At 39.9% G+C, this 20,020-nt stretch carries 23 protein-coding genes and 1 riboswitch; of the genes, 22 read left to right on the top strand and 1 reads right to left on the bottom strand.

The genetic code is table 11. From position 1 onward, the window contains the following. Window positions 1-164 precede the first annotated feature (164 nt). From JOD07_RS12480 to JOD07_RS12385, 21 genes are all read left to right on the top strand, one after another. Window positions 165-1,073 (top strand): ABC transporter substrate-binding protein, encoded by a 909-nt coding sequence (locus JOD07_RS12480; RefSeq protein WP_204614201.1) that lies wholly within the window; start codon window positions 165-167, stop codon window positions 1,071-1,073. Window positions 1,074-1,110: 37 nt separating this feature from the next. Further along, window positions 1,111-1,785 carry a FecCD family ABC transporter permease gene (locus JOD07_RS12475; RefSeq protein ID WP_243429325.1) on the top strand — a complete coding sequence of 225 codons (675 nt, stop codon included), beginning with the start codon at window positions 1,111-1,113 and terminating at the stop codon, window positions 1,783-1,785. Window positions 1,786-1,813: 28 nt separating this feature from the next. Further along, entirely contained in the window at window positions 1,814-2,287 is a 474-nt protein-coding gene (locus tag JOD07_RS12470; RefSeq protein WP_243429324.1) for an ABC transporter ATP-binding protein, read from the top strand. Window positions 2,288-2,331: 44 nt separating this feature from the next. Then, complete coding sequence (locus JOD07_RS12465; RefSeq protein WP_014256572.1) at window positions 2,332-3,201, top strand: amidohydrolase family protein; 870 nt, start codon at window positions 2,332-2,334, stop codon at window positions 3,199-3,201. Between the two features lie 62 nt (window positions 3,202-3,263). Next, a complete protein-coding gene (locus JOD07_RS12460; protein ID WP_330576621.1) occupies window positions 3,264-3,587 on the top strand; it encodes a DUF3842 family protein in 324 nt (107 codons plus the stop codon). A 97-nt stretch (window positions 3,588-3,684) separates the two neighbouring features. Continuing rightward, complete coding sequence (locus JOD07_RS12455) at window positions 3,685-3,873, top strand: CooT family nickel-binding protein (RefSeq protein ID WP_014256570.1); 189 nt, start codon at window positions 3,685-3,687, stop codon at window positions 3,871-3,873. A gap of 374 nt (window positions 3,874-4,247) precedes the next feature. Beyond that, window positions 4,248-4,334, top strand: a riboswitch (cyclic di-GMP riboswitch). 160 nt (window positions 4,335-4,494) lie between these two features. Next, on the top strand, window positions 4,495-5,235 hold the full coding sequence (locus JOD07_RS12450; RefSeq protein ID WP_014256569.1) for a LytR/AlgR family response regulator transcription factor: 741 nt from the start codon (window positions 4,495-4,497) through the stop codon (window positions 5,233-5,235). A gap of 12 nt (window positions 5,236-5,247) precedes the next feature. After that, entirely contained in the window at window positions 5,248-6,279 is a 1,032-nt protein-coding gene (locus JOD07_RS12445) for a Spo0B domain-containing protein (RefSeq protein WP_243429323.1), read from the top strand. Further along, window positions 6,234-6,590 carry a sensor histidine kinase gene (locus tag JOD07_RS15505; protein WP_243429322.1) on the top strand — a complete coding sequence of 119 codons (357 nt, stop codon included), beginning with the start codon at window positions 6,234-6,236 and terminating at the stop codon, window positions 6,588-6,590. Before JOD07_RS12445 ends, JOD07_RS15505 begins: the two co-directional genes overlap by 46 nt. 226 nt (window positions 6,591-6,816) lie before the next feature. Further along, window positions 6,817-7,152 (top strand): ArsR/SmtB family transcription factor, encoded by a 336-nt coding sequence (locus JOD07_RS12440; protein WP_204614199.1) that lies wholly within the window; start codon window positions 6,817-6,819, stop codon window positions 7,150-7,152. Further along, entirely contained in the window at window positions 7,145-8,233 is a 1,089-nt protein-coding gene (hgcA, locus tag JOD07_RS12435) for a mercury methylation corrinoid protein HgcA (RefSeq protein ID WP_330636315.1), read from the top strand. Before JOD07_RS12440 ends, hgcA begins: the two co-directional genes overlap by 8 nt. Before the next feature lie 11 nt (window positions 8,234-8,244). Then, window positions 8,245-8,538 carry a mercury methylation ferredoxin HgcB gene (gene hgcB / locus JOD07_RS12430; RefSeq protein WP_204614197.1) on the top strand — a complete coding sequence of 98 codons (294 nt, stop codon included), beginning with the start codon at window positions 8,245-8,247 and terminating at the stop codon, window positions 8,536-8,538. A 17-nt stretch (window positions 8,539-8,555) separates the two neighbouring features. After that, on the top strand, window positions 8,556-9,632 hold the full coding sequence (arsB, locus tag JOD07_RS12425) for an ACR3 family arsenite efflux transporter (protein ID WP_204614195.1): 1,077 nt from the start codon (window positions 8,556-8,558) through the stop codon (window positions 9,630-9,632). Next, entirely contained in the window at window positions 9,625-10,029 is a 405-nt protein-coding gene (locus JOD07_RS12420) for an arsenate reductase ArsC (protein ID WP_204614193.1), read from the top strand. The genes arsB and JOD07_RS12420 overlap by 8 nt, the downstream gene beginning before the upstream one ends. 434 nt (window positions 10,030-10,463) lie before the next feature. Then, window positions 10,464-11,318 (top strand): substrate-binding domain-containing protein, encoded by an 855-nt coding sequence (locus JOD07_RS12415; protein ID WP_204614191.1) that lies wholly within the window; start codon window positions 10,464-10,466, stop codon window positions 11,316-11,318. A 70-nt stretch (window positions 11,319-11,388) separates the two neighbouring features. Further along, window positions 11,389-12,243 carry a phosphate ABC transporter permease subunit PstC gene (gene pstC, locus JOD07_RS12410; RefSeq protein ID WP_069194724.1) on the top strand — a complete coding sequence of 285 codons (855 nt, stop codon included), beginning with the start codon at window positions 11,389-11,391 and terminating at the stop codon, window positions 12,241-12,243. Further along, the gene (gene pstA / locus JOD07_RS12405) at window positions 12,243-13,118 is read left to right on the top strand and encodes a phosphate ABC transporter permease PstA (protein WP_204614189.1); all 876 of its coding nucleotides are present in this window, start codon (window positions 12,243-12,245) and stop codon (window positions 13,116-13,118) included. The genes pstC and pstA overlap by 1 nt, the downstream gene beginning before the upstream one ends. Window positions 13,119-13,241: 123 nt before the next feature. Beyond that, window positions 13,242-13,991: a phosphate ABC transporter ATP-binding protein PstB gene (pstB, locus tag JOD07_RS12400; protein WP_204614187.1), complete on the top strand. Its 750-nt coding sequence runs from the start codon at window positions 13,242-13,244 to the stop codon at window positions 13,989-13,991. After that, window positions 13,991-14,638 (top strand): phosphate signaling complex protein PhoU, encoded by a 648-nt coding sequence (phoU, locus tag JOD07_RS12395; RefSeq protein WP_204614185.1) that lies wholly within the window; start codon window positions 13,991-13,993, stop codon window positions 14,636-14,638. The genes pstB and phoU overlap by 1 nt, the downstream gene beginning before the upstream one ends. 2 nt (window positions 14,639-14,640) lie before the next feature. Next, window positions 14,641-15,315 (top strand): response regulator transcription factor, encoded by a 675-nt coding sequence (locus JOD07_RS12390; protein ID WP_204614182.1) that lies wholly within the window; start codon window positions 14,641-14,643, stop codon window positions 15,313-15,315. After that, entirely contained in the window at window positions 15,312-16,982 is a 1,671-nt protein-coding gene (locus JOD07_RS12385; RefSeq protein WP_204614180.1) for a sensor histidine kinase, read from the top strand. Before JOD07_RS12390 ends, JOD07_RS12385 begins: the two co-directional genes overlap by 4 nt. A gap of 83 nt (window positions 16,983-17,065) precedes the next feature. On the opposite strand, the gene JOD07_RS16040 is transcribed toward JOD07_RS12385, so the two are convergent. Next, window positions 17,066-17,200, bottom strand: a complete 135-nt coding sequence (locus JOD07_RS16040) for an ATP-binding protein (RefSeq protein ID WP_279380864.1) — start codon at window positions 17,198-17,200, stop codon at window positions 17,066-17,068. Between the two features lie 166 nt (window positions 17,201-17,366). Between JOD07_RS16040 and adhE the strand changes: the two genes are divergently transcribed. Continuing rightward, the gene (gene adhE / locus JOD07_RS12375; protein WP_204614178.1) at window positions 17,367-19,967 is read left to right on the top strand and encodes a bifunctional acetaldehyde-CoA/alcohol dehydrogenase; all 2,601 of its coding nucleotides are present in this window, start codon (window positions 17,367-17,369) and stop codon (window positions 19,965-19,967) included. Window positions 19,968-20,020: the final 53 nt, after the last annotated feature.

Below are 20,020 nucleotides of genomic sequence, written 5' to 3'. Positions count from 1 at the left end.
GTGAAACTTTTTTTGTTGACCGCTTTTTATTTATATTAATTTTTGGAGGAAAGAACATGAAAAAAATTATTGCACTATTTACCATGATTTGTATTATGGCTATACTTGCAGTAGGTTGCTAGAAAGCAGAAGTAAAACAAAACGAAGAAACTAAAAGCACAACAGTGAAGATTATCGACTCCAGAGGAAAAGAAGTTGAAGTAAACTATCCGGCTAAGAAAATTGTATGTCTGCTAAACAGTGGTTTGAATGACCTTTATATGCTTGGTGCGAAAGACCAGGTTATCGCAATAGACAAATGGACATATGATACAAAGGATGTTTTTGAACTTACTGCGCAGATTGATGAAAGGGTAAAGAACAAGTCACTCCCCGCTATTGACAAAAACATTGAAGAAATCGTTGGGATGAACCCGGATGTGGTAGTCATGTGGGCCGGTCAGGAGGATGATATTAAAACTCTGGAGGACAAAGGGGTTAAGGTAGTAGGAATACAAGTGGATAACTTTGAGCAGGTCTACACAAAGATGGAGATACTGGGCAAAATCTCAGGCAAAGAAAACAGAGCGGCAGAGATTATTGACTACACAAAAAAAGAACTTCAAAATATTAAAAATAAGATTAAAGCTATTGATGAATCAGAGAAGCCGTCATCCCTATTTGTATGGGGACCTTCAAAGCTAGACATCGCCGGAAGCAACAGCACCGGTGACAGTATTATAAAAATGAGTGGAGCGAAAAATTCTGCTGCCGATATAAATGAGGAACATATTGTTGCAAAAATGGAGCAGGTTGTTAACTGGAATCCTGACTTCATCATTTTGTGGAATATCAAGGATTTGGATCCCGATGACTACTTCAAAGATGCACAGTGGAGCAATATAAATGCCATAAAAAACAAAGCAGTTGTTGAGCTGCCCCATCCATTCTATTGCGATCTTTGGACGGTTAAATATATATATTCGGTTAACATCATAGCAAAAACCCTTTACCCTGATTTGTTCAAGGATGCAGACATTGAGAAAACAAAAGCGGATATGCTGAAAAAGTTATATAACATCGATTTTAAATAGAGTAAGATAAATAGAGCAAGGGATTAAGGAAATATTTATGAAAAAAGACATAGAGAAATTAATATATTTCTTACCAATACCGGTTTTTTTAATTACTTTGTGCATTGGTTCCTATCACATACCAATTGCCAAGGTGATAGATTTAATGCTTTATAAAATAAGCGGATATACATTCTTTCATAGTGTAATTGACACAAACAGCCTGAATGTATTATTAGAGATAAGGTTACCAAGGGTTATTCTTTCAATGCTTGTTGGAGCAAGTCTTTCGGTTTCGGGGACCTCCTTCCAGGCTGTATTGAAGAATCCCATTGTTGAGCCATATACCCTTGGCTTATCATCAGGGGCAGCTTTTGGAGCTGCCCTTGCGTTGTCATTTCTTAATATTCCGGTACAGATCAGTGCATTCATTTTCGCCATTATGGGTGTTGCCATCTGCTATATGGCTGCTATGAAAGACGGGGATACATCTGTGGTATCATTGGTTTTATCGGGAGTTGTAATATCAGCTTTATTTACTGCATTATTATCAATACTGCAAATAATGATTGATCCGTTAAAACTTCAGGGATTAGTATACTGGATAATGGGAAGCCTTCATACATCAAGCTGGGAGAAAATTGCCTCAGTACTTCCATATATGGTTATTGGATTCTTGTTAACATATGTTTTAACTTGCCGGAATAGTTGCAACAGTTCCACAATTATATAATACCAACTTTAATTTCACTGTTTTAGAGATGATTTTATTAGGTAGGTCTTCGCATATTGGCTATGTTCCGGGGAAAGATGATATAGATAAAGCGGATGAGGCAATCGAGAAGATAGGTATTGAGTATTTAAGGGATAAAGAATTCAACAGGTTAAGTGGCGGGGAGAGGCAGCTGGTGATGATTGCACGAGCCATTGCTCAGGATACCGAAGTAATACTGCTTGATGAACCTACCTCTTACCTTGATTTAAAAAATCAGCTTAAAGTATTGAATGTTGTAAAGCAAATTAACTCATCGCAAAAAGTTACATGTATAATGACCTTGCATGATCCCAACCATGCGCTCATGTATTCCGACAAGATTGTTATGTTCAAAAACGGAACTTTAGAAACCGGTACAATTGAAGATATGATTAATGCCAGGAATATATATGAGGTATATGGAGTAAAAGCCGATATAGTAAAAGTGAATAATAAAAAATTTGTGATACCCGATTATTAACTGGATGATATAGCATAAAAAGAATAGCAGAGGTGGAAAAAATAATGAGAGTTTTCGAATCCCATATCCACTTTCCCATTGATATGTATGAAGCTGAATTTACCGAAAAGATAAATGATGTGACTTTGCGGTTAACAGATAATTTAGTAGAAAACATGATCAAATCAAATGTGGTTAAAGCTGCATTGTTGGGGGGACGAGGAAAAGTAAATGAAATGGTGAAAGAGGCAATCCATAGATATCCGGAAATTTTTGTTGGATTAGCTTATATTGATATAGACAAAGATGGCCCAGCGATTTTGAACTACTATAAGGAATCAGGATTTAAGGGAGTTAAAATTATTTGTCCTAATTATAATTATGATGAAGAAAGGTATTATCCATTTTATCAGTTGGCTCAAGAATTAGGGCTTGTGGCTTTGTTTCATACAGGGGTCATTGGAAATGCTGTAGATTACCTTGTAGAGTCTCCTTTTGATAAAAAACTTATTGAAATTTCAAGGGATTTTGAGACAAAAATAAAACGATTTAATACATCTTCGCGTTTCATGCTGCCAATTTATTTGGATAATATTGCATTGAAATTCCCGGAATTGAAGATTATAGGTGCTCATCTAGGTTATGGCATGTATGAGTTATCCTGTGCAATAGCCCGTTTTAGAAGAAATGTGTTTTTTGATCTTTCGGGCGGAGATGTTGTGAGGAGGCACATCACGGAGAAAAGACTGATTGGAAAAGAGATTTCTTCTTATAAAATTCTGTATGCCTCCGACGGTTTACCTGATAAATTATATGATGATATAAGTATATGGGAAGAAGAACTTTATAAAATGGGGCTTAGTGAAAAAGAAATAGATAATATTATGTACTTGAATGCAGCCAGAATTTATGGAGTTGAAGAGCCGGAAGGATGATGTTATCCTATAGGTAACAATCTGCTGTCTTAAAAAGGTAGTGTTTTGATAGGGGGATGCAAGTGAGAATAGCTGTAATAGATGGTCAAGGCGGAGGTATCGGAAAATCAATTGTTGAGAAATTAAGGAAGGAATTGATGGAAGATATTGAAATTGTTGCTCTGGGAACAAACTCGCTTGCCACATCTTTTATGATGAAGGCTGGTGCAAATGAGGGAGCTACAGGAGAAAATGCAATTGTTTATAATTCTAGTAAGGTCGATATAATAATCGGGGCTATAGGAATTATTGCGGCAAATTCAATGTTAGGGGAATTGACTCCAACAATGGCTAAAGCAATTGCTGAAAGTCCAGCTAAAAAAGTGCTTCTTCCATTAAATCGATGAAATATCGAAGTTGTAGGTGTTGATAAGAGTGAGCCTTTGCCGCATCTTATTGATAAGGTGGTTCAAAGTATTAAAGAAAGCATGAAGAGGTGCTAATATGTGTGAAGCAAATGTTTATTTAATTGATGAGAAAGGTGAAGAAAAGCTGTTTCTTGAATCTGTTGACAAGATACTCCCAGAAGAAGAGAACTTGATATTGGAAAATATATTTGGACAAAGGAAGATAGTAAAAGCAAGGATTAAGGAAATGGAACTGGTAAATCATAGAATTGTTTTGCAAAGATGATTTACATGAGGCCATTTACGATAAAAAGACAAAATGCATGTGTATGTAAAATAATTCTTTGCTACAGTAAGAAGGGCAGAGTAAATACAAGAAATCTATGGGTTTGAAGTATCAGCCTAGATGGTAAGCAATATCACTGATAAAATGTTACCTGATATAGGAGAGTAGCATAAGGCCAATGGATGAGATTTATCCGATAGTATTTATTACGCTATTCATTCTCAATTGAATTTTACAAAAAAAGTGAAATTCTAATTACTGGCAGTGAAATTTGAAGGGCAATAATATTAACCAATAAAAATAAAGTGAGTAAGCTTTGACAAATTTCAACATGACCTTTGTTATATAATAAATAGTATAATCAACATAAATAAAACTGATAAAGGCAAACTTGTTGAAAGACAAGGACGCAAAGCCACGGGTCTAAAGCGGTATACCGCTATGATGGCCGGGTTGCCGGAACTAAGCTGCTTTAGGCTCATTGGTGTTTTTATAGCATCAGTGAGCCTTTATGTATACAACCTGAATTATTTATAGCAATGACTTCGAGCCATTATGACTATGATTTGCCGGAAAAGTGTTTACAAGTTTGCCAATAAATCCTGAAAGGAAGTGGTGAGTTTGTTACCGGCTAAAGTTGTAATGGCTGATGATGAACATGGAGTAATGCTGATACTCTGCTCAATTCTTAGTAAGCTTGAAGGGGCTTTGGTTATAGGAACAGCAGATAATGCTAAAGATGCAATAGCACTTGTAAGAGAGCATAACCCGGATTTAGCTATCCTGGATATTGAGATGCCTGATATGAAAGGGATAGAGTTAGCTGAAAAGCTGAGAGATATAAAACCGGATATAGCAATAGTCTTTATAACCGCACATCATGAATACTCTCTTGATGCATTCAAACTGTATGCATCCGATTATATATTAAAGCCAATTGATGAGGATAGAGTAAAATCTACTTTCCGACGCATATATAAGATGCTGGAAATATCAAAAAAGAGTAATACTTCCCAAAATACGGAGACCTGCAGAATTTCAATAAATCTGGGCAATGAACGAGTCTTTATAAAGCTGGATGAGATATTTTATATAGAAAAATCCGGACGTCACACCCTTATTTCATGCTCCAACGGGAAATTTAAAACCCGACAAACCCTGCAGGAGTTGGAGAAGTACTTGGGAAAGATGTTCTTTCGTTCCCATAAATCTTTCATTATAAACACCGATCGGATTGAAAAGATAGTCTCTTTTCCCAATTCATCGTATTATGAGGTAAAATTCAATAATTGTGAAGACAAGGCTTTACTTAGCCGTGACCGTATATCTGAGCTTATGAAGTATTCTGACTATAATGTTTAAGGGGGTATTGCGATGGATGTTATGCCGTTAATTCCCTTTTTAGGTGTGTCTGTTCCTGAAAGCCTGGTTTTGTATTATATGGTACTGGTATTAACGAAGAAAAAGGAGTCACCGTTTGTAGTAATAATCCTTTCCCTGCTGACTTCGATATTCTCATTCAGTATTCGGACAATGCCGGTACGATTTGGTATCCATACCATATCACAAGTAGCACTCATGACTATATTTTTGAACCTCTTTTTTCGATTGCCCTGGCATACTTCAGCAGTTGTAATGGTGCTTTCAAGTGTGTTTTTGGGATTGGCGGAGGGAATCTCAGTTCCTCTTCTGGCTTGGATTTTTAAATTAAAACTTGAACAAATCATCTCTGATCCTTTGCTAAGAATACTTTTTACTTTGCCACACTTAGTTTTACTTTCAGTATTAGCGTATATCATTGGCAAACGAGGATGGCGCTTACCGTTAATATCAGAAAAATTGGGAATAAAAAATGAGTCTGACAAAAGAACAACAAAGCAATCCATTAGGCAAAATTGTCTTTTGACATTATGCCTGGTACAAGCTTTAATGCTTGTTTTATTAAATCTTAGTTTTCATGCTTACAACACAGGTGTTTATCCCAGTTTTACACTTAAAACCCTAATAGAAGTTGGCAGCATTGTTTTATTGGTCTCTGTTTTAGCAACAATTTTTGTATCCGGATATCTGTTAAAAGTCATAGAACACGATGCAAAACTGGAAACAGAAATTCATTATGCCAGAGATAGACACAATTTACATTTGCGTTTGCAGGTTGAGCGTCATGACTTTTACAACCATCTTACTGCTATTTATGGATACATAAAGGCTTGTCATTTCGACCAGGCAGAAACTTATATCGAAAATTTGTATCATACTGTCAGCCGCATAGGAAGCCTCCTGAAAATTGAACCTCCGGAATTAGCGGCTATTATAAGTACAAAATATGAGGAAGCAAAAATTAACGGAATCAAGTTCTATTGGCATGTAAAAATACAAGACGGTTCACTTCCACTTTCGAATTAACCGGTAACCTTCTAGATAATGCTTTAGATGCAGTAAAAATGAATGGTTCCCCACGAATAGACTTAGTTCTAATGTGCAATAGGCTAGGTTTGGAATTAAAGGTATCCAATAACGGCAGTCCCATCCCTCAAAATGTAAGGCAAAATATTTTTACTGCCGGATATACGACTAAAAGCATTAAACAGCATAGTGGTCTTGGCCTATATATAATTAAGCAGATTATAGATCGTTATGACGGTCAATTACAGTTGAGAGAGCCAGAAGACTATACCGGTGTAGAATTTGTGATTTATATTCCTTGGAGTAAATAAGTGCGATAATTGTTCTGATTACAGTAATGAACATTTCAGTTTATATATGTTACGCTATGGAGGCATCATGCACTTAGTTTATTTTATTCATATACATTTCATTGGGTATTGGGTACGAAAGAATAAGGTATTAGATTTACTATATGATTTTCTGCTTTCATATTGACACTCTTCGATTTGGCGCATATAATGATCATATCGATATTTATAGATTTGAGGTGCCGATATGGAAGACTATTTGGAATATGCTAAAGTATTCAAGGCGCTGGGGGATCCTAAGAGGGCCATGATTGTGGATATGCTCTCCTGTGGGGAACTTTGCGCTTGTATGATTTTAGAGAAATTCGATATGTCCCAATCCACGCTGTCTCACCACATGAAGATCCTGTGTGAATGCGGGCTGGTCAAGGGCAGAGAACAAGGTAAGTGGACGTATTACTCATTGGACACAAATACTGTCAGCAGAATAATGCGATTTCTCTGTAACATTACCTCCGAAAAAGAAAATTGCATCTGCCAAGAAGATGCAGGATGTTGTAAAGGATGGGATGAAAATGAGTAAAGAAAAATCATGCTGCTGCTCGGCCAGTAGTTGTTGCAGCACTGAGTCCATTACGCCGTATGATAAGAATGATAAATGGGTAACCGGTGTGATCCATACCCTTAAAGGTAGCGTGCCTGTGGTTTCAACAAATCTTCACTTCAAAGACATGCTCGGAGCGTGGAAGGTGCGCTGGGGTATTGGCAGGATGAATTATAAGATAAATCCGGGGCTCTACGCTATAGGTAAGCCTGATCATACATCTCCTGTGTTGGTAAGCGCGAACTACAAGCTGACATTTGATGTCTTGAGGAAAGAGTTATCAGGCCTGGATTGCTGGATTCTGATACTTGATACTAAAGGCATCAATGTCTGGTGCGCCGCCGGTAAAGGCACATTCGGAACCGATGAAATAGTAAGCCGAATATCGAAAACCGGGCTGTCTGAGATAGTATCCCACAGGAAATTGGTGCTGCCGCAGTTGGGTGCGCCCGGTGTGAGCGCCCATGAAGTGACAAAACAAACCGGATTTACTGTGATTTATGGGCCTGTGAGGGCGAAGGATATAAAGGCTTTTCTCGATTCAGGCTTCAAAGCCACAGAAGAAATGCGTACCGTGAAATTTACGATGTGGGACAGATTGGTTCTCACTCCAATGGAGCTGGTGGCTGCCGCAAAGTCTTCGTTGATGGTTTTTGGTGTAATGTTTCTCCTGAACCTGTTCGCTGCAAGACCTTTCGGGTTAGCGGATTTCATTGCTTATTCGGGTGCTGTGGTAACGGGAACTGTAATAACGCCTTTGCTTCTTCCCGTGATTCCCGGCAGTGCCTTCGCATGGAAGGGCTGGCTGCTGGGGTTAATTTGGACGTTGGGATTTACCTGGTATAGCGGCTGGTTTGTTCCCGGATTCTCGCTTCTTGACATAGGGTATTTGCTGGTATTGCCGTCATTGTCGGCTTTCTTGGCGATGAATTTTACAGGTTCGTCAACATATACATCCTTTTCCGGTGTTATCAAAGAAATGAAAATAGCTGTGCCGCTTATTGCTATTTCATTAGTAGTAGGGCTTGTATTGTTGCTGATAAATAGTATCTGGGTATAAAGGAGGACGCTATGAAACATAGATATTTGAAAAATGTTGCAACGCTTCGTTTGTCTGCTGAAAAATGTATCGGCTGCGGAAGATGCGCCGAAGTTTGCCCCCATAGAGTTTTCAGTGTGAACGAAAAGAAAGCACAGATTGAAAATAAAGACCATTGTATGGAGTGCGGCGCTTGCGCGAAAAATTGTCCCGCAAACGCTATCACTGTTGACGCCGGAGTGGGATGTGCCTTTGCCGTGATTATGGGTTGGCTTACAGGAAGTGAGCCGAGCTGTGGTTGTTCAAGCGGTGAGGAATGCTGCTGAAATGGAGGGTGATTATTATGAGTAATGAAAAAAATGCAGGTATTGGCTTTTTTGAAAAGTATCTGACCTTGTGGGTAGCCCTGTGCATGATTGTCGGTGTACTCATCGGAAAATACCTGCCCGCTGTTCCTAATTTTTTAGGTCAATTTGATTATGCGCAGGTTTCCATTCCCATCGCTATTTTGATATGGCTGATGATTTACCCCATGATGATGAAGGTGGATTTCGCCAGCATCAAAAATGTAGGCAAGAATCCTAAGGGCCTTTTTGTTACATGGATAGTCAACTGGTTGATAAAGCCTTTTACCATGTTCGGCATTGCTTGGCTGTTTTTCTTTGTAATTTTTAAATCTCTAATTCCGGAAGAATTGGCACAAGACTATCTTGCGGGAGCAATACTTCTTGGAGCGGCACCATGCACAGCAATGGTGTTTGTATGGAGTTATTTGACAAAAGGCAACGCAGCATATACTGTCGTACAAGTAGCAACAAATGATCTTATAATTCTCATAGCTTTCACGCCTATAGTTGCATTTCTACTAGGTGTAGGCGGCGTAACCATACCATGGGATACTCTTATTCTATCCGTAGTATTGTTTGTTGTCATTCCATTGGCTGGTGGGGCAATTACACGTAATTATGTTATAAAAAAGCGTGGACTTGATTATTTTGAAAAGAGTTTTGTCCCGAAATTTGGAAATATCACTACTATAGGTTTATTGTTAACATTAATCATAATTTTTTCATTCCAGGGAGATGTAATTCTGAATAATCCACTGCACATTGTATTAATTGCTATACCGTTGATTATTCAGACTTTTCTTATCTTTTTCATTGCTTATCTGGCAAGCAAAGCTATAAAGCTTTCACATGATATAGCAGCACCTGCCGGTATGATTGGTGCATCTAACTTCTTTGAACTGGCAGTTGCCGTTGCGATTGCTTTGTTTGGTACAGAAAGTCCGGCTGCACTTGCTACCATTGTAGGGGTTCTTACAGAAGTGCCTGTTATGTTGATACTTGTAAAGATAGCAAATAATACAAGGCACTGGTTTCCGGTAAAAAGACAGAAAGTAGGCATGGCCAATGAGTAATAAACCTAAGGTCGCATTTATTTGTGTTCATAATTCATGTCGAAGCCAAATAGCTGAGGCGCTTGGTAAGCATTTTGCAGGAGATATATTTGAAAGCTACTCTGCCGGCACAGAAACAAAACCCCAAATTGATCAGGATGCTGTGCGTCTAATGAAAAAGCTATATGATATAGATATGGAGAAAACCCAATATTCAAAGCTGCTTGATGAAATCCCTCCGGTAGATATTGTTATTACAATGGGATGCAATGTGGAATGCCCTTACCTTCCATGTAAACACAGGGAAGATTGGGGACTGGATGATCCCACAGGCAAGGGTGATGACGAATTTAAAAAAGTAATCTCAAGAATAGAAACAAAAGTAAAGGAGCTAAAAGTCAGACTAAAGCATAAATAATTATAACACCAATTCCAATCGAGTAGTTTGAACGATGGCTATATTACGCAGTGTAAAGCAAATTTAAGATGGGGCAATGATGAGAGAATGTCGGTTTTTTATCCGGCGTTTTCTTTTTTATAGATAAAATTTTTAATATCAGTGACAAGTATTCTATATGCAGAAAAGCGGTAAAATGTTTACGGTAATCCATCTACTATCGGTCCATCCACCTCCAATCAAATTTTACAGTAGAGGCGGGTTTCATAGAATTAAGTACATTGAAAGCAGAACCCCCAAGGAAGGCCTTTAGATTGATTAGATGAAAGGATATATAATTTGATTTTACAAGAATTTAACCTAAACCTGCATTTATCTTTAACTTCTATGCTGTAATATTCATATTGTCAAAGAAGAAATTATTGAGAGAAAAGGTAAAGGAGTGAAAAAGCAGAATGAAAAAGAATTTAGGACTTATTTCAACTATAATCATGCTGACAATCTTCTTCACAGGCTGTGCAGGCGGAGGCCGCAATGACATTGTAGTTGTTTCCCGGGAAGATGGATCGGGCACCAGAGGAGCATTTATTGAACTGTTTGGAATTGAAGAAAAGGATGCAAATGGAAACAAGATAGATCATACAACAGACGAGGCAACCGTTGTAAACAGTACTTCCATCGTAATGACCACGGTAGCTGGCAATAAGAACTCCATTGGGTATATCTCCCTGGGTTCCTTGAATGATACCGTCAAAGCAGTTAAGATTGATGGAATAGAGCCCACCGTTGGAAATATTAAAAACAATGCTTACAAGATATTCAGACCTTTCAATATTGCAACCAAGGAAGACCTCAGCGAACTGGCTCAGGATTTTATCAGGTTTATTCTTAGCAACGACGGACAAAAGGTAGTAGAAGACAATGGCTATATTGCTTCATCAGAAGAAGGTCCTTACAGCGGCTCGAAGCCATTCGGCAAAATAGTAGTTGCAGGATCCTCGTCCGTTACTCCGGTCATGGAGAAGCTGAAAGAGGCTTATTTGAAGCTGAACACCAATGCAGAGATTGAGATACAGATCAGTGATTCTACAACAGGCATGAATTCAGTAATGGAAGGAACTTGTGATATCGGTATGGCATCCAGAGAGTTGACGGAGAGCGAATTGAAAAGCTTGAGATCAACAGTAATAGCCATGGATGGGCTTGCAGTCATCGTAAACAAGGAAAATACAATAAGCAACATTACAAGTGACCAGATTAACGCCATTTTCAAAGGGGAAATTACCTCCTGGAATGAGGTTGCTAAGTAAGCCAAAATAAACTGGCAGGGTATTTTGCCAGATCAGGTGCGTATACGGGCTTTTAAGGGGTTAAGTATCTATGACAAAATATAAAGAAAGCATAATGAAAGCAATATTTTTTGCAGCAGCATGCACATCCATTCTGGCTGTTGCACTTATTTGTTTATTTCTGTTTATAAACGGCATACCTGCTATGGCGAAAATCGGAATATTTGATTTTCTGCTGGGCACAACCTGGAAACCTAATAATACACCTCCTTCTTTTGGAATTTTACCCATGATATTGGGAAGTATCTATGTAACAGCCGGCGCTGCAGTGATTGGAGTACCCATAGGGATTTTGACAGCTGTATTCATGGCCAGGTACTGCCCCAAAAGGCTGTACCGCATCTTAAAACCTGCAATAAACCTGCTCGCAGGGATTCCTTCCATTGTATACGGGTTTTTCGGACTTGTAGTCATAGTTCCTTTTATCCGTGATACCTTTGGGGGCACCGGTAGCAGCATGTTGACGGCATCCATTCTCCTGGGCATCATGATTTTGCCTACGATTGCAGGCGTAAGCGAATCAGCAATCAGAGCAGTCCCTCAAAGCTATTATGAAGGCGGACTGGCACTTGGGGCGAGCCATGAAAGGAGCATATTTTTTGTAATGCTTCCGGCTGCAAAATCCGGCATCATGGCTGCTGTGGTCCTGGGTATAGGCAGAGCCATCGGAGAGACCATGGCAGTCATCATGGTTGCAGGAAACCAGGCACGAATGCCTGCCGGATTGCTGAAAGGCGTCAGGACACTTACAGCCAACATAATCATTGAAATGGGCTATGCTGCGGAACTGCACAGGGAGGCCCTGATTGCGACAGCTGTTGTGCTGTTTGTATTTATTCTTATTATAAATTTATTATTGTCACTGCTTAAAAGGAGGACTGGCTGATGGAATGCATAAACAAGCGATCATTCGGGCAAAAGCTCAAGGCCTATAAACGCAGCCCCCTGTCGCTGGCCCTGTTCCTCCTGGTGTTAGTATCAACAATTCTTACCATAGGTATTTTGCTTTTTTTGATTGGGTATATCATGATAAGAGGGATACCTAATATCAAGCCTGAGCTGTTTCAGTGGGAATATAATACATTGAATGTTTCACTTATGCCGGCTTTGATAAATACTGTTATCATGACGTTAATCTCGCTTCTGATTGCAGCGCCTATAGGAATTTTTTCTGCCATCTATCTGGTTGAGTATGCGAAAAGAGGCAAAAGGCTGGTTGGCATAATCAGAATTACTGCCGAGACACTGTCAGGGATTCCGTCAATCGTTTACGGCTTGTTTGGATTGCTGTTTTTTGTAACTGCTCTTGGCTGGGGAATGTCACTCCTGGCAGGTGCATGCACATTGGCAATTATGATTCTGCCGCTTGTCATGCGTACCGCTGAGGAAGCATTAAAAGCTGTTCCCGATTCGTACCGGGAAGGCAGTTACGGGCTGGGAGCAGGCAAGCTCAGGACTGTGTTTAGAATTGTTTTGCCCTCTGCAATGCCTGGTATTTTGGCCGGTGTCATCCTGGGCATTGGAAGGATTGTCGGAGAGAGCGCGGCACTGATCTATACTGCCGGAACCGTAGCTGAAATACCAAAGGGCAGGGACTTTCTGTTTGATTCTACCCGCACACTATCGGTTCACATGTACGCTCTTACCAGCGAAGGGTTGTATGTAAACCAGTCTTATGCAACGGCTGTAATACTGTTATTTATTGTTGTATTGATTAACTGGTTCTCAGGATATATAGCAAAAAAACTGACAAAATCCTAAGAACCAGGTGCCAGATATTAGGAGAAAGGTGTCAGGTACTGGGTAATGCTTGACTGCATATTAGATACCACATGCTGGATACTAGACTCTGGTTGCTGGAAGAAGGAGCAGAAAGGATAAGATATGGATAAAATTCGTATAGAGAATCTGGATTTATATTATGGCGATTTTCAGGCATTGAAGAAGGTCAATCTGAATATCAAAAAAAACGAAATAACAGCCTTCATAGGGCCGTCAGGTTGCGGAAAATCCACCCTTCTGAAATGCATGAACCGAATGAATGACCTTGTTGAAGGCTGCAGAATAACCGGTAAGGTCTTGCTGGACGGTGAAAACATTTACGGTGATATGGATATAAACCTGCTTCGGAAACGGATTGGAATGGTTTTTCAAAAGCCTAATCCCTTTCCTATGAGTGTTTATGACAATGTGGCATTCGGGCCTCGTACCCACGGCATCCGATCAAAGATCAAGCTGGATGATGTGGTAGAGAGATCCCTGCGGCAAGCTGCAATATGGGATGAATTAAAGGATCGCCTGAAAAAGAGTGCTTTGGAGCTCTCCGGCGGCCAGCAGCAGAGGCTTTGCATTGCAAGAGCGTTGGCTGTACAGCCTGAAGTCCTGTTGATGGATGAACCGACATCAGCCCTTGATCCCATCTCAACATCCAAAATCGAAGACCTTGCTGTTGAACTGAAAGAAGACTATACTATTATTATAGTTACCCATAATATGCAGCAAGCTGTACGTATTGCAGATTCAACCGCATTTTTCCTACATGGAGAAGTAATAGAATATGCAAGTGCAGAGGAGCTGTTCTCCATGCCAAAGGATAAACGAACTGAGGATTATATAACCGGGAGGTTTGGGTAATGAGGAATAAATTCGATGAGCAGCTGGAGCTTTTAAAGAAACAGATGATACAGATGGGCGCCTTGTGTGAAGGAGCAATAGCAAATGCGACAAAAGCGCTGATAGACGGAGATATAGAACTTGCCAAAAAGGCAATTGCGGCAGATGGGAACATAGACCAAAAAGAAAAAGAGATTGAAAGCCTCTGCCTTAAACTGCTTCTCCAGCAGCAGCCTGTTGCCAGAGATTTGCGCCAGATTTCATCTGCCCTAAAGATGATTACAGATATGGAGCGAATTGGGGATCAGGCTGCAGATATATCGGAAATAACCATGCTTGCCAATATAAAGGCTGCAGATAACACAAATCACATTGTAGACATGGCAAAGGCTACGATTAAAATGGTTACGGACAGTATCGACGCTTATGTTCGACAGGATCTGGGGCTTGCCAAGGCTGTAATAGATTACGATGATGTAGTTGATAATCTGTTTAATGATGTGAAGGCTGATATGATCAGGCTGATTAATGAAGATACCAATAACGGTGAATTTGCTATTGACCTGATGATGATTGCCAAATATTTTGAACGGATAGGCGATCATGCTACAAATATTGCCGAATGGGTTGTATTTTCCATTACCGGCAAGCATATTAGCGAGGTTTAAAAATGATCTATTGTGTAGAGGACGACAGAAGCATACGGGAGCTTATCATATATGCACTTAAATCCAACGGATATGAGGCTATTGGGTTCAGCGAAGGAAGACCTTTTTTAAAAGCGTTGGAAAGCAGACTTCCTGCTTTAATATTGCTTGATATCATGCTTCCAGGCGAAGACGGTATTGAAATATTGAAAAAACTAAAGGCATCACCGAAAACACGGCACATTCCGATAATAATGCTTACTGCAAAGAGCGCAGAATATGACAAGGTTCTTGGGCTGGACAACGGAGCAGATGATTATATAACCAAGCCTTTTGGAATTATGGAGTTCCTGTCCCGTGTCAAAGCTGTTCTCAGAAGATCAGGAAATGTAAGCAATTCATCCGAATTATCCACCGGTCGGCTGACAATGTATATTGACAGGCATGTTGTTCTGGCGGACGGGAAGGAGGTTGCTCTCACATTCAAAGAATTTGAGCTTCTGAAATATTTATTGGAAAATGCCGGTATTGTATTGACAAGGGATAAGCTCCTGGAAGAAGTATGGGGATATGAGTATGAAGGAGAGACCCGTACTGTGGATGTGCATATCCGCACCCTGCGTCAAAAGCTTGGAGAAGCAGGATCAGTTATTGAAACGGTTAGAGGGATCGGATACAGGATCGGAGGAAATGCATGAAAAAGCGTATTTATAAAAGCATGCTGCTGCTAGCCCTTATAACCATTCTACTCACTTCCTTTCTTATAACCGGAGTCATATACAGGGAATTCCATATCCAGATGCAGCAGGAAATCAGAAATGAAGCTCTTTTTATCTCAAACGGCTACAATTTAATCGGAGAACAGGTTTTTTCCGGCCTTAAAAATCAGGAAAACTCCAGCAGGATCACATGGGTAGCAAGTGACGGAACTGTTTTGTTTGATAATATGGTTAAAGCAGAAAACATGGAAAAACACCTCAATAGGCCGGAAATTGCCGATGCATTGAAAAACGGCTTCGGTGAAGCAGTTCATCTTTCCAAAACTCTTGGTACACAGACATTTTATCGGGCTGTCCGGCTCAATGACGGCACAGTTCTGAGAGTATCAGCCACAACAAACAGTGTTTTCAAATCTGTTTTAGGTTTTATACCGTATATCGCTTTAATTACACTACTGGTTATACTGCTGACCATGATCATTGCCAATCTGCTTACGAAAAAAATTATTTTCCCTTTAAACAACTTAAATTTGGAGAATCCGTTATCCAATGATGTCTATGACGAATTGTCCCCACTGCTGTCCCGCATGGCAAGACAGAACGAACAGATCGAAAGCCAGTTCAAAAGGCTGAAGGAGAAGCAGGAAGAGTTTAATGCGATTACGGAAAATATCAGCGAAGGAATAATAGTTTTAAACAACAAAGGCTTGATATTATTCATCAACAAAAGTGCTGCAAGCATATTTAATGTAAGCACCCAGGATATAATTAACAAGCATATATTAACCTTAGATCGAAGCATACCCCTCCAAAAAGCAATAGAGACAGCTATGGGCGGGCATTTATTTGAAAATACATTTACAATTGGTGAGGATTCTTTTCATTTACTGGTCAGCCCTGTTAAGGATGATATGGTTGTCAAAGGAGTTATTCTATTTATATTGGATATAACAGAGAAACAATCTGCTGAAAAAATGCGCCGTGAGTTTACTGCCAATGTGTCCCATGAACTCAAAACGCCCCTTACCTCCATTTCAGGTTATGCAGAGCTTATGAAAAACGGCATGGTGCAGCCGGAGGACATTCCCGAGTTTGCTAACCGCATATACAAAGAAGCAAGGCATCTCATAAACCTTATAGACGATGTGATACGGATCTCCAGGCTGGATGAGAAAAATGTTCAGCTTCCTTTTGAAGAGATTGACTTATTGGAATTGGCAACGGAAACAGTCAGCAGACTATCTTCCCTTGCGCAGCAGAAACAGATAAAGCTGTCAGTCAGCGGTGAGAATGCTATCATTTCAGGTGTCAGGCAAATCCTGGAGAAAATGATCTATAACCTGTGCGATAATGCAATCAAATACAATTATGAAAAAGGCACGGTTGATGTAAGTGTCAGAGCTTTACCCGATAATGTCGTACTAACCGTTGCAGATAATGGTTTTGGCATTCCCAGAGAGCACCAAAGCCGGGTGTTTGAACGTTTTTATAGAATTGACAAGTCCCATTCAAGGGAAACCGGCGGAACCGGGCTGGGGCTTTCCATTGTAAAGCACAGTGCGGAATTCCATAATGCCAGGGTTCAGCTGTTAAGCAAGCCCGGAAAGGGTACAACGATAACAGTCACATTTAGACGCAACCAATAAAACCGAAAGTATTGGTGCTGGTGTTTTTGGCAAGTATAAATCCAGGCATTGCGGAACTAAATTTTCCAAGCACCCCTGTCCCATTATTGGGATTTCATGGTTGAGTGTGTTAGCCTGTAACTTTGCCCCTGGAAAACAAGCAAATGACTGTGGTGTACCAACCTGTCAATAATAGCACTAGTTAGCTTTTTATCGTAGAAAATACGGGCAACAAACATTAAATACAATATAGGGATATTTCGGTGTTTACTACTATAGCGAGAGTACGGAAAGATGACGAAGAACTAATCTACACAAACCAATTTATCTGTAATAAAAATCTGGTCTTATTAACATACTATATAAAGCGACAAAAGTTATGTTATGCAGGATAGGAGGATTTTTATGGCCGAACAGAATAAAACTAACAGTGAAGTGCCTGTTATTATAGAAAACCTGATAGAAAATGGTAAGATGGCCTTAAAAGAAATGGTTAAATTAAACCAGGAGCAAGTGGACCATATTGTTAAAGAAATGGCCCTTGCTGGATTAGCTAACCATATGAGGCTGGCAAAATTGGCAATTGAAGAAACCCAGAGGGGAGTCTATGAAGATAAAATTATTAAAAACTTATTTGCTACTGAGTATATTTACCACAGTATAAAATATGAAAAAACTGTAGGTATTATTAATGAAAATGAAGAAGAAGACTATTTTGAAATTGCAGAACCGGTTGGTATTATTGCCGGTATTACACCGGTCACAAATCCTACATCAACTACATTATTTAAGTGCATTATTGCGATGAAGACGAGAAACCCGATTATATTTGCTTTCCATCCCAGTTCACAGCAATGCAGTGCAGAGGCTGCCAGAATTGTACGAGATGCAGCTGTTAAAGCAGGAGCTCCGGAATACTGTATTCAATGGATAGAAAACCCCTCCATAGAAGCTACCCAGGCATTGATGAAAAATGATGGCATTTCTTTAATACTAGCCACAGGAGGTTCATCAATGGTCAAAGCAGCGTATAGTGCCGGAAAACCTGCACTGGGAGTTGGTCCGGGTAATGTACCCTGTCATATAGAAAAAACAGCGGATATAAAGAGGGCGGTAACCGATTTAATTTTATCAAAAACCTTTGATAACGGTATGATTTGCGCCTCAGAGCAGGCGGTTATTATTGACAAGGATATATACGAACCTGTTACGGAATATATGAAGAAACTCGGCTGCTATTTTGTCAATGAAGAAGAAAGGGAAAGGCTGGAAGGTCTGGCTATTGATGAAAAGAAATGTGCCATGAACCCGAAAATTGTGGGCAAATCTGCTGAAACCATCGCACAAATGGCTGAAATCGAGGTCCCGGAGGGTACAAAAATACTGGTTGCTGAAATTGAAGGAGTAGGACCTGAATATCCTTTATCCAGGGAGAAATTATGTCCCATATTGGCCTGTTTTAAAGTGAACAATTCTGATGAAGGTATCCAAAGAGCTGTGGAAATGGTTAATTTCGGAGGGTCTGGCCATTCTGCGGTTATCCATTCCAACAATGAATGTGTAATCAGCGAGTTTGCAGAACGGGTAAACACCGGAAGAATTATTGTCAATCAGCCTTCCAGTCATGGGGCTATAGGAGACATATATAATACCAATATGCCTTCACTCACATTAGGCTGCGGCTCCTTTGGCAGAAACAGTACAACTGCCAATATCACTGCCGTAAATTTAATCAATAAGAAACGTGTGGCAAGGAGAAGGTACAATATGCAGTGGTTTAAAATACCGGAGAAAATCTATTTCCAACCTGGCTCTGTCCAGTATCTGTCAAAAATGCCTAATATCTCACGAGCTTTTATTGTTACGGATAAAGTAATGGTCAAACTGGGATATGTAGAAAAAGTCCTGTACCATTTAAGAAAACGTGAAGGCAGAAACTATGTGCATTCAGAGATTTTTGACAGGGTACAGCCAGACCCGACAGTTGATACGGTAAGAGAAGGTGTTATAGCAGCAGAAGCCTTTCAGCCTGATGTTATCATTGCTCTGGGAGGAGGTTCGGCAATTGATGCCGCTAAAGCAATATGGTTATTTTATGAACATCCTGAAACCGATTTCGATGATCTGCGTATGAAATTCATGGATATACGCAAGAGAGTGTTCAAGTATCCTCCGCTGGGGAATAAAGCCAAATTGGTAGCTATTCCTACCACTTCGGGTACGGGTTCGGAAGTAACATCCTTTTCAGTAATAACAGACCCGGAAAAAGAAACGAAATATCCGCTGGCAGATTACGAGCTAACACCAGACGTCGCCATTATTGACCCGGAATTTGTGCAATCAGTACCTGCATATGTTACAGCCGATACAGGGATGGATGTATTAACTCATGCAATCGAAGCTTACGTATCGGTTATGGCATCGGACTACACAGACGGACTTGCTATGAAGGCTATCCAGCTTGTATTTGAATATTTGCCGAAAGTCTATATGAATGGTGATGATCAAAAAGCACGTGAAAAAATGCATAACGCATCATGTATAGCAGGTATGGCCTTCACTAACGCTTTCTTAGGTATTAATCACAGTCTGGCACATAAATTAGGTGGTAAATTTCATATACCTCACGGAAGAGCTAATGCTGTTTTACTTCCCCATGTTATTAGATACAATGCTTCAAGACCGACAAAGTTTACTGCCTTTCCAAAATATGAACACTATATAGCGGATCAAAAATACGCGGAAATAGCTAAATATCTTGGGCTACCCTGCCGCAATACGGAGGAAGGTATAAACAGCCTGATATCTGCGGTAATTGACCTGATGAAGCAGCTGCTAATTCCCCTGTCCATAAAGGATTGCGGCATATCGGAAGACCAGTTTATGCAGGTTTTGGATGAACTCGCAGATAAAGCTTTTGAAGACCAATGCACAACAGCAAATCCAAGAATGCCTATTGTATCGGAATTAAAAGATATTTATTTGAAAGCATATAATGGAATATAAATACCCGGGATGCCTTTGGTTTTTGTTTATACCAACGGCATCTGTTATTATTG

The sequence above is a fragment of the Defluviitalea raffinosedens genome, assembly GCF_016908775.1.
GTDB lineage: Bacteria > Bacillota > Clostridia > Lachnospirales > Defluviitaleaceae > Defluviitalea > Defluviitalea raffinosedens.
This window is presented reverse-complemented; position numbering and strand designations above follow the sequence as displayed.

What these genes read in the sequence shown, in the direction of transcription:
- JOD07_RS12475 (WP_243429325.1), top strand. Translation starts at nt 1,111, where the DNA reads ATGAAAAAAGACATAGAGAAATTAATATATTTCTTACCAATACCGGTT.
- JOD07_RS12470 (WP_243429324.1), top strand. Translation starts at nt 1,814, where the DNA reads ATGATTTTATTAGGTAGGTCTTCGCATATTGGCTATGTTCCGGGGAAA.
- JOD07_RS12465 (WP_014256572.1), top strand. Translation starts at nt 2,332, where the DNA reads ATGAGAGTTTTCGAATCCCATATCCACTTTCCCATTGATATGTATGAA.
- JOD07_RS12455 (WP_014256570.1), top strand. Translation starts at nt 3,685, where the DNA reads ATGTGTGAAGCAAATGTTTATTTAATTGATGAGAAAGGTGAAGAAAAG.
- JOD07_RS12445 (WP_243429323.1), top strand. Translation starts at nt 5,248, where the DNA reads ATGGATGTTATGCCGTTAATTCCCTTTTTAGGTGTGTCTGTTCCTGAA.
- JOD07_RS12440 (WP_204614199.1), top strand. Translation starts at nt 6,817, where the DNA reads ATGGAAGACTATTTGGAATATGCTAAAGTATTCAAGGCGCTGGGGGAT.
- hgcA (WP_330636315.1), top strand. Translation starts at nt 7,145, where the DNA reads ATGAGTAAAGAAAAATCATGCTGCTGCTCGGCCAGTAGTTGTTGCAGC.
- hgcB (WP_204614197.1), top strand. Translation starts at nt 8,245, where the DNA reads ATGAAACATAGATATTTGAAAAATGTTGCAACGCTTCGTTTGTCTGCT.
- arsB (WP_204614195.1), top strand. Translation starts at nt 8,556, where the DNA reads ATGAGTAATGAAAAAAATGCAGGTATTGGCTTTTTTGAAAAGTATCTG.
- JOD07_RS12420 (WP_204614193.1), top strand. Translation starts at nt 9,625, where the DNA reads ATGAGTAATAAACCTAAGGTCGCATTTATTTGTGTTCATAATTCATGT.
- JOD07_RS12415 (WP_204614191.1), top strand. Translation starts at nt 10,464, where the DNA reads ATGAAAAAGAATTTAGGACTTATTTCAACTATAATCATGCTGACAATC.
- pstC (WP_069194724.1), top strand. Translation starts at nt 11,389, where the DNA reads ATGACAAAATATAAAGAAAGCATAATGAAAGCAATATTTTTTGCAGCA.
- pstA (WP_204614189.1), top strand. Translation starts at nt 12,243, where the DNA reads ATGGAATGCATAAACAAGCGATCATTCGGGCAAAAGCTCAAGGCCTAT.
- pstB (WP_204614187.1), top strand. Translation starts at nt 13,242, where the DNA reads ATGGATAAAATTCGTATAGAGAATCTGGATTTATATTATGGCGATTTT.
- phoU (WP_204614185.1), top strand. Translation starts at nt 13,991, where the DNA reads ATGAGGAATAAATTCGATGAGCAGCTGGAGCTTTTAAAGAAACAGATG.
- JOD07_RS12390 (WP_204614182.1), top strand. Translation starts at nt 14,641, where the DNA reads ATGATCTATTGTGTAGAGGACGACAGAAGCATACGGGAGCTTATCATA.
- JOD07_RS12385 (WP_204614180.1), top strand. Translation starts at nt 15,312, where the DNA reads ATGAAAAAGCGTATTTATAAAAGCATGCTGCTGCTAGCCCTTATAACC.
- JOD07_RS16040 (WP_279380864.1), bottom strand. Translation starts at nt 17,200, where the DNA reads ATGTTTGTTGCCCGTATTTTCTACGATAAAAAGCTAACTAGTGCTATT.
- adhE (WP_204614178.1), top strand. Translation starts at nt 17,367, where the DNA reads ATGGCCGAACAGAATAAAACTAACAGTGAAGTGCCTGTTATTATAGAA.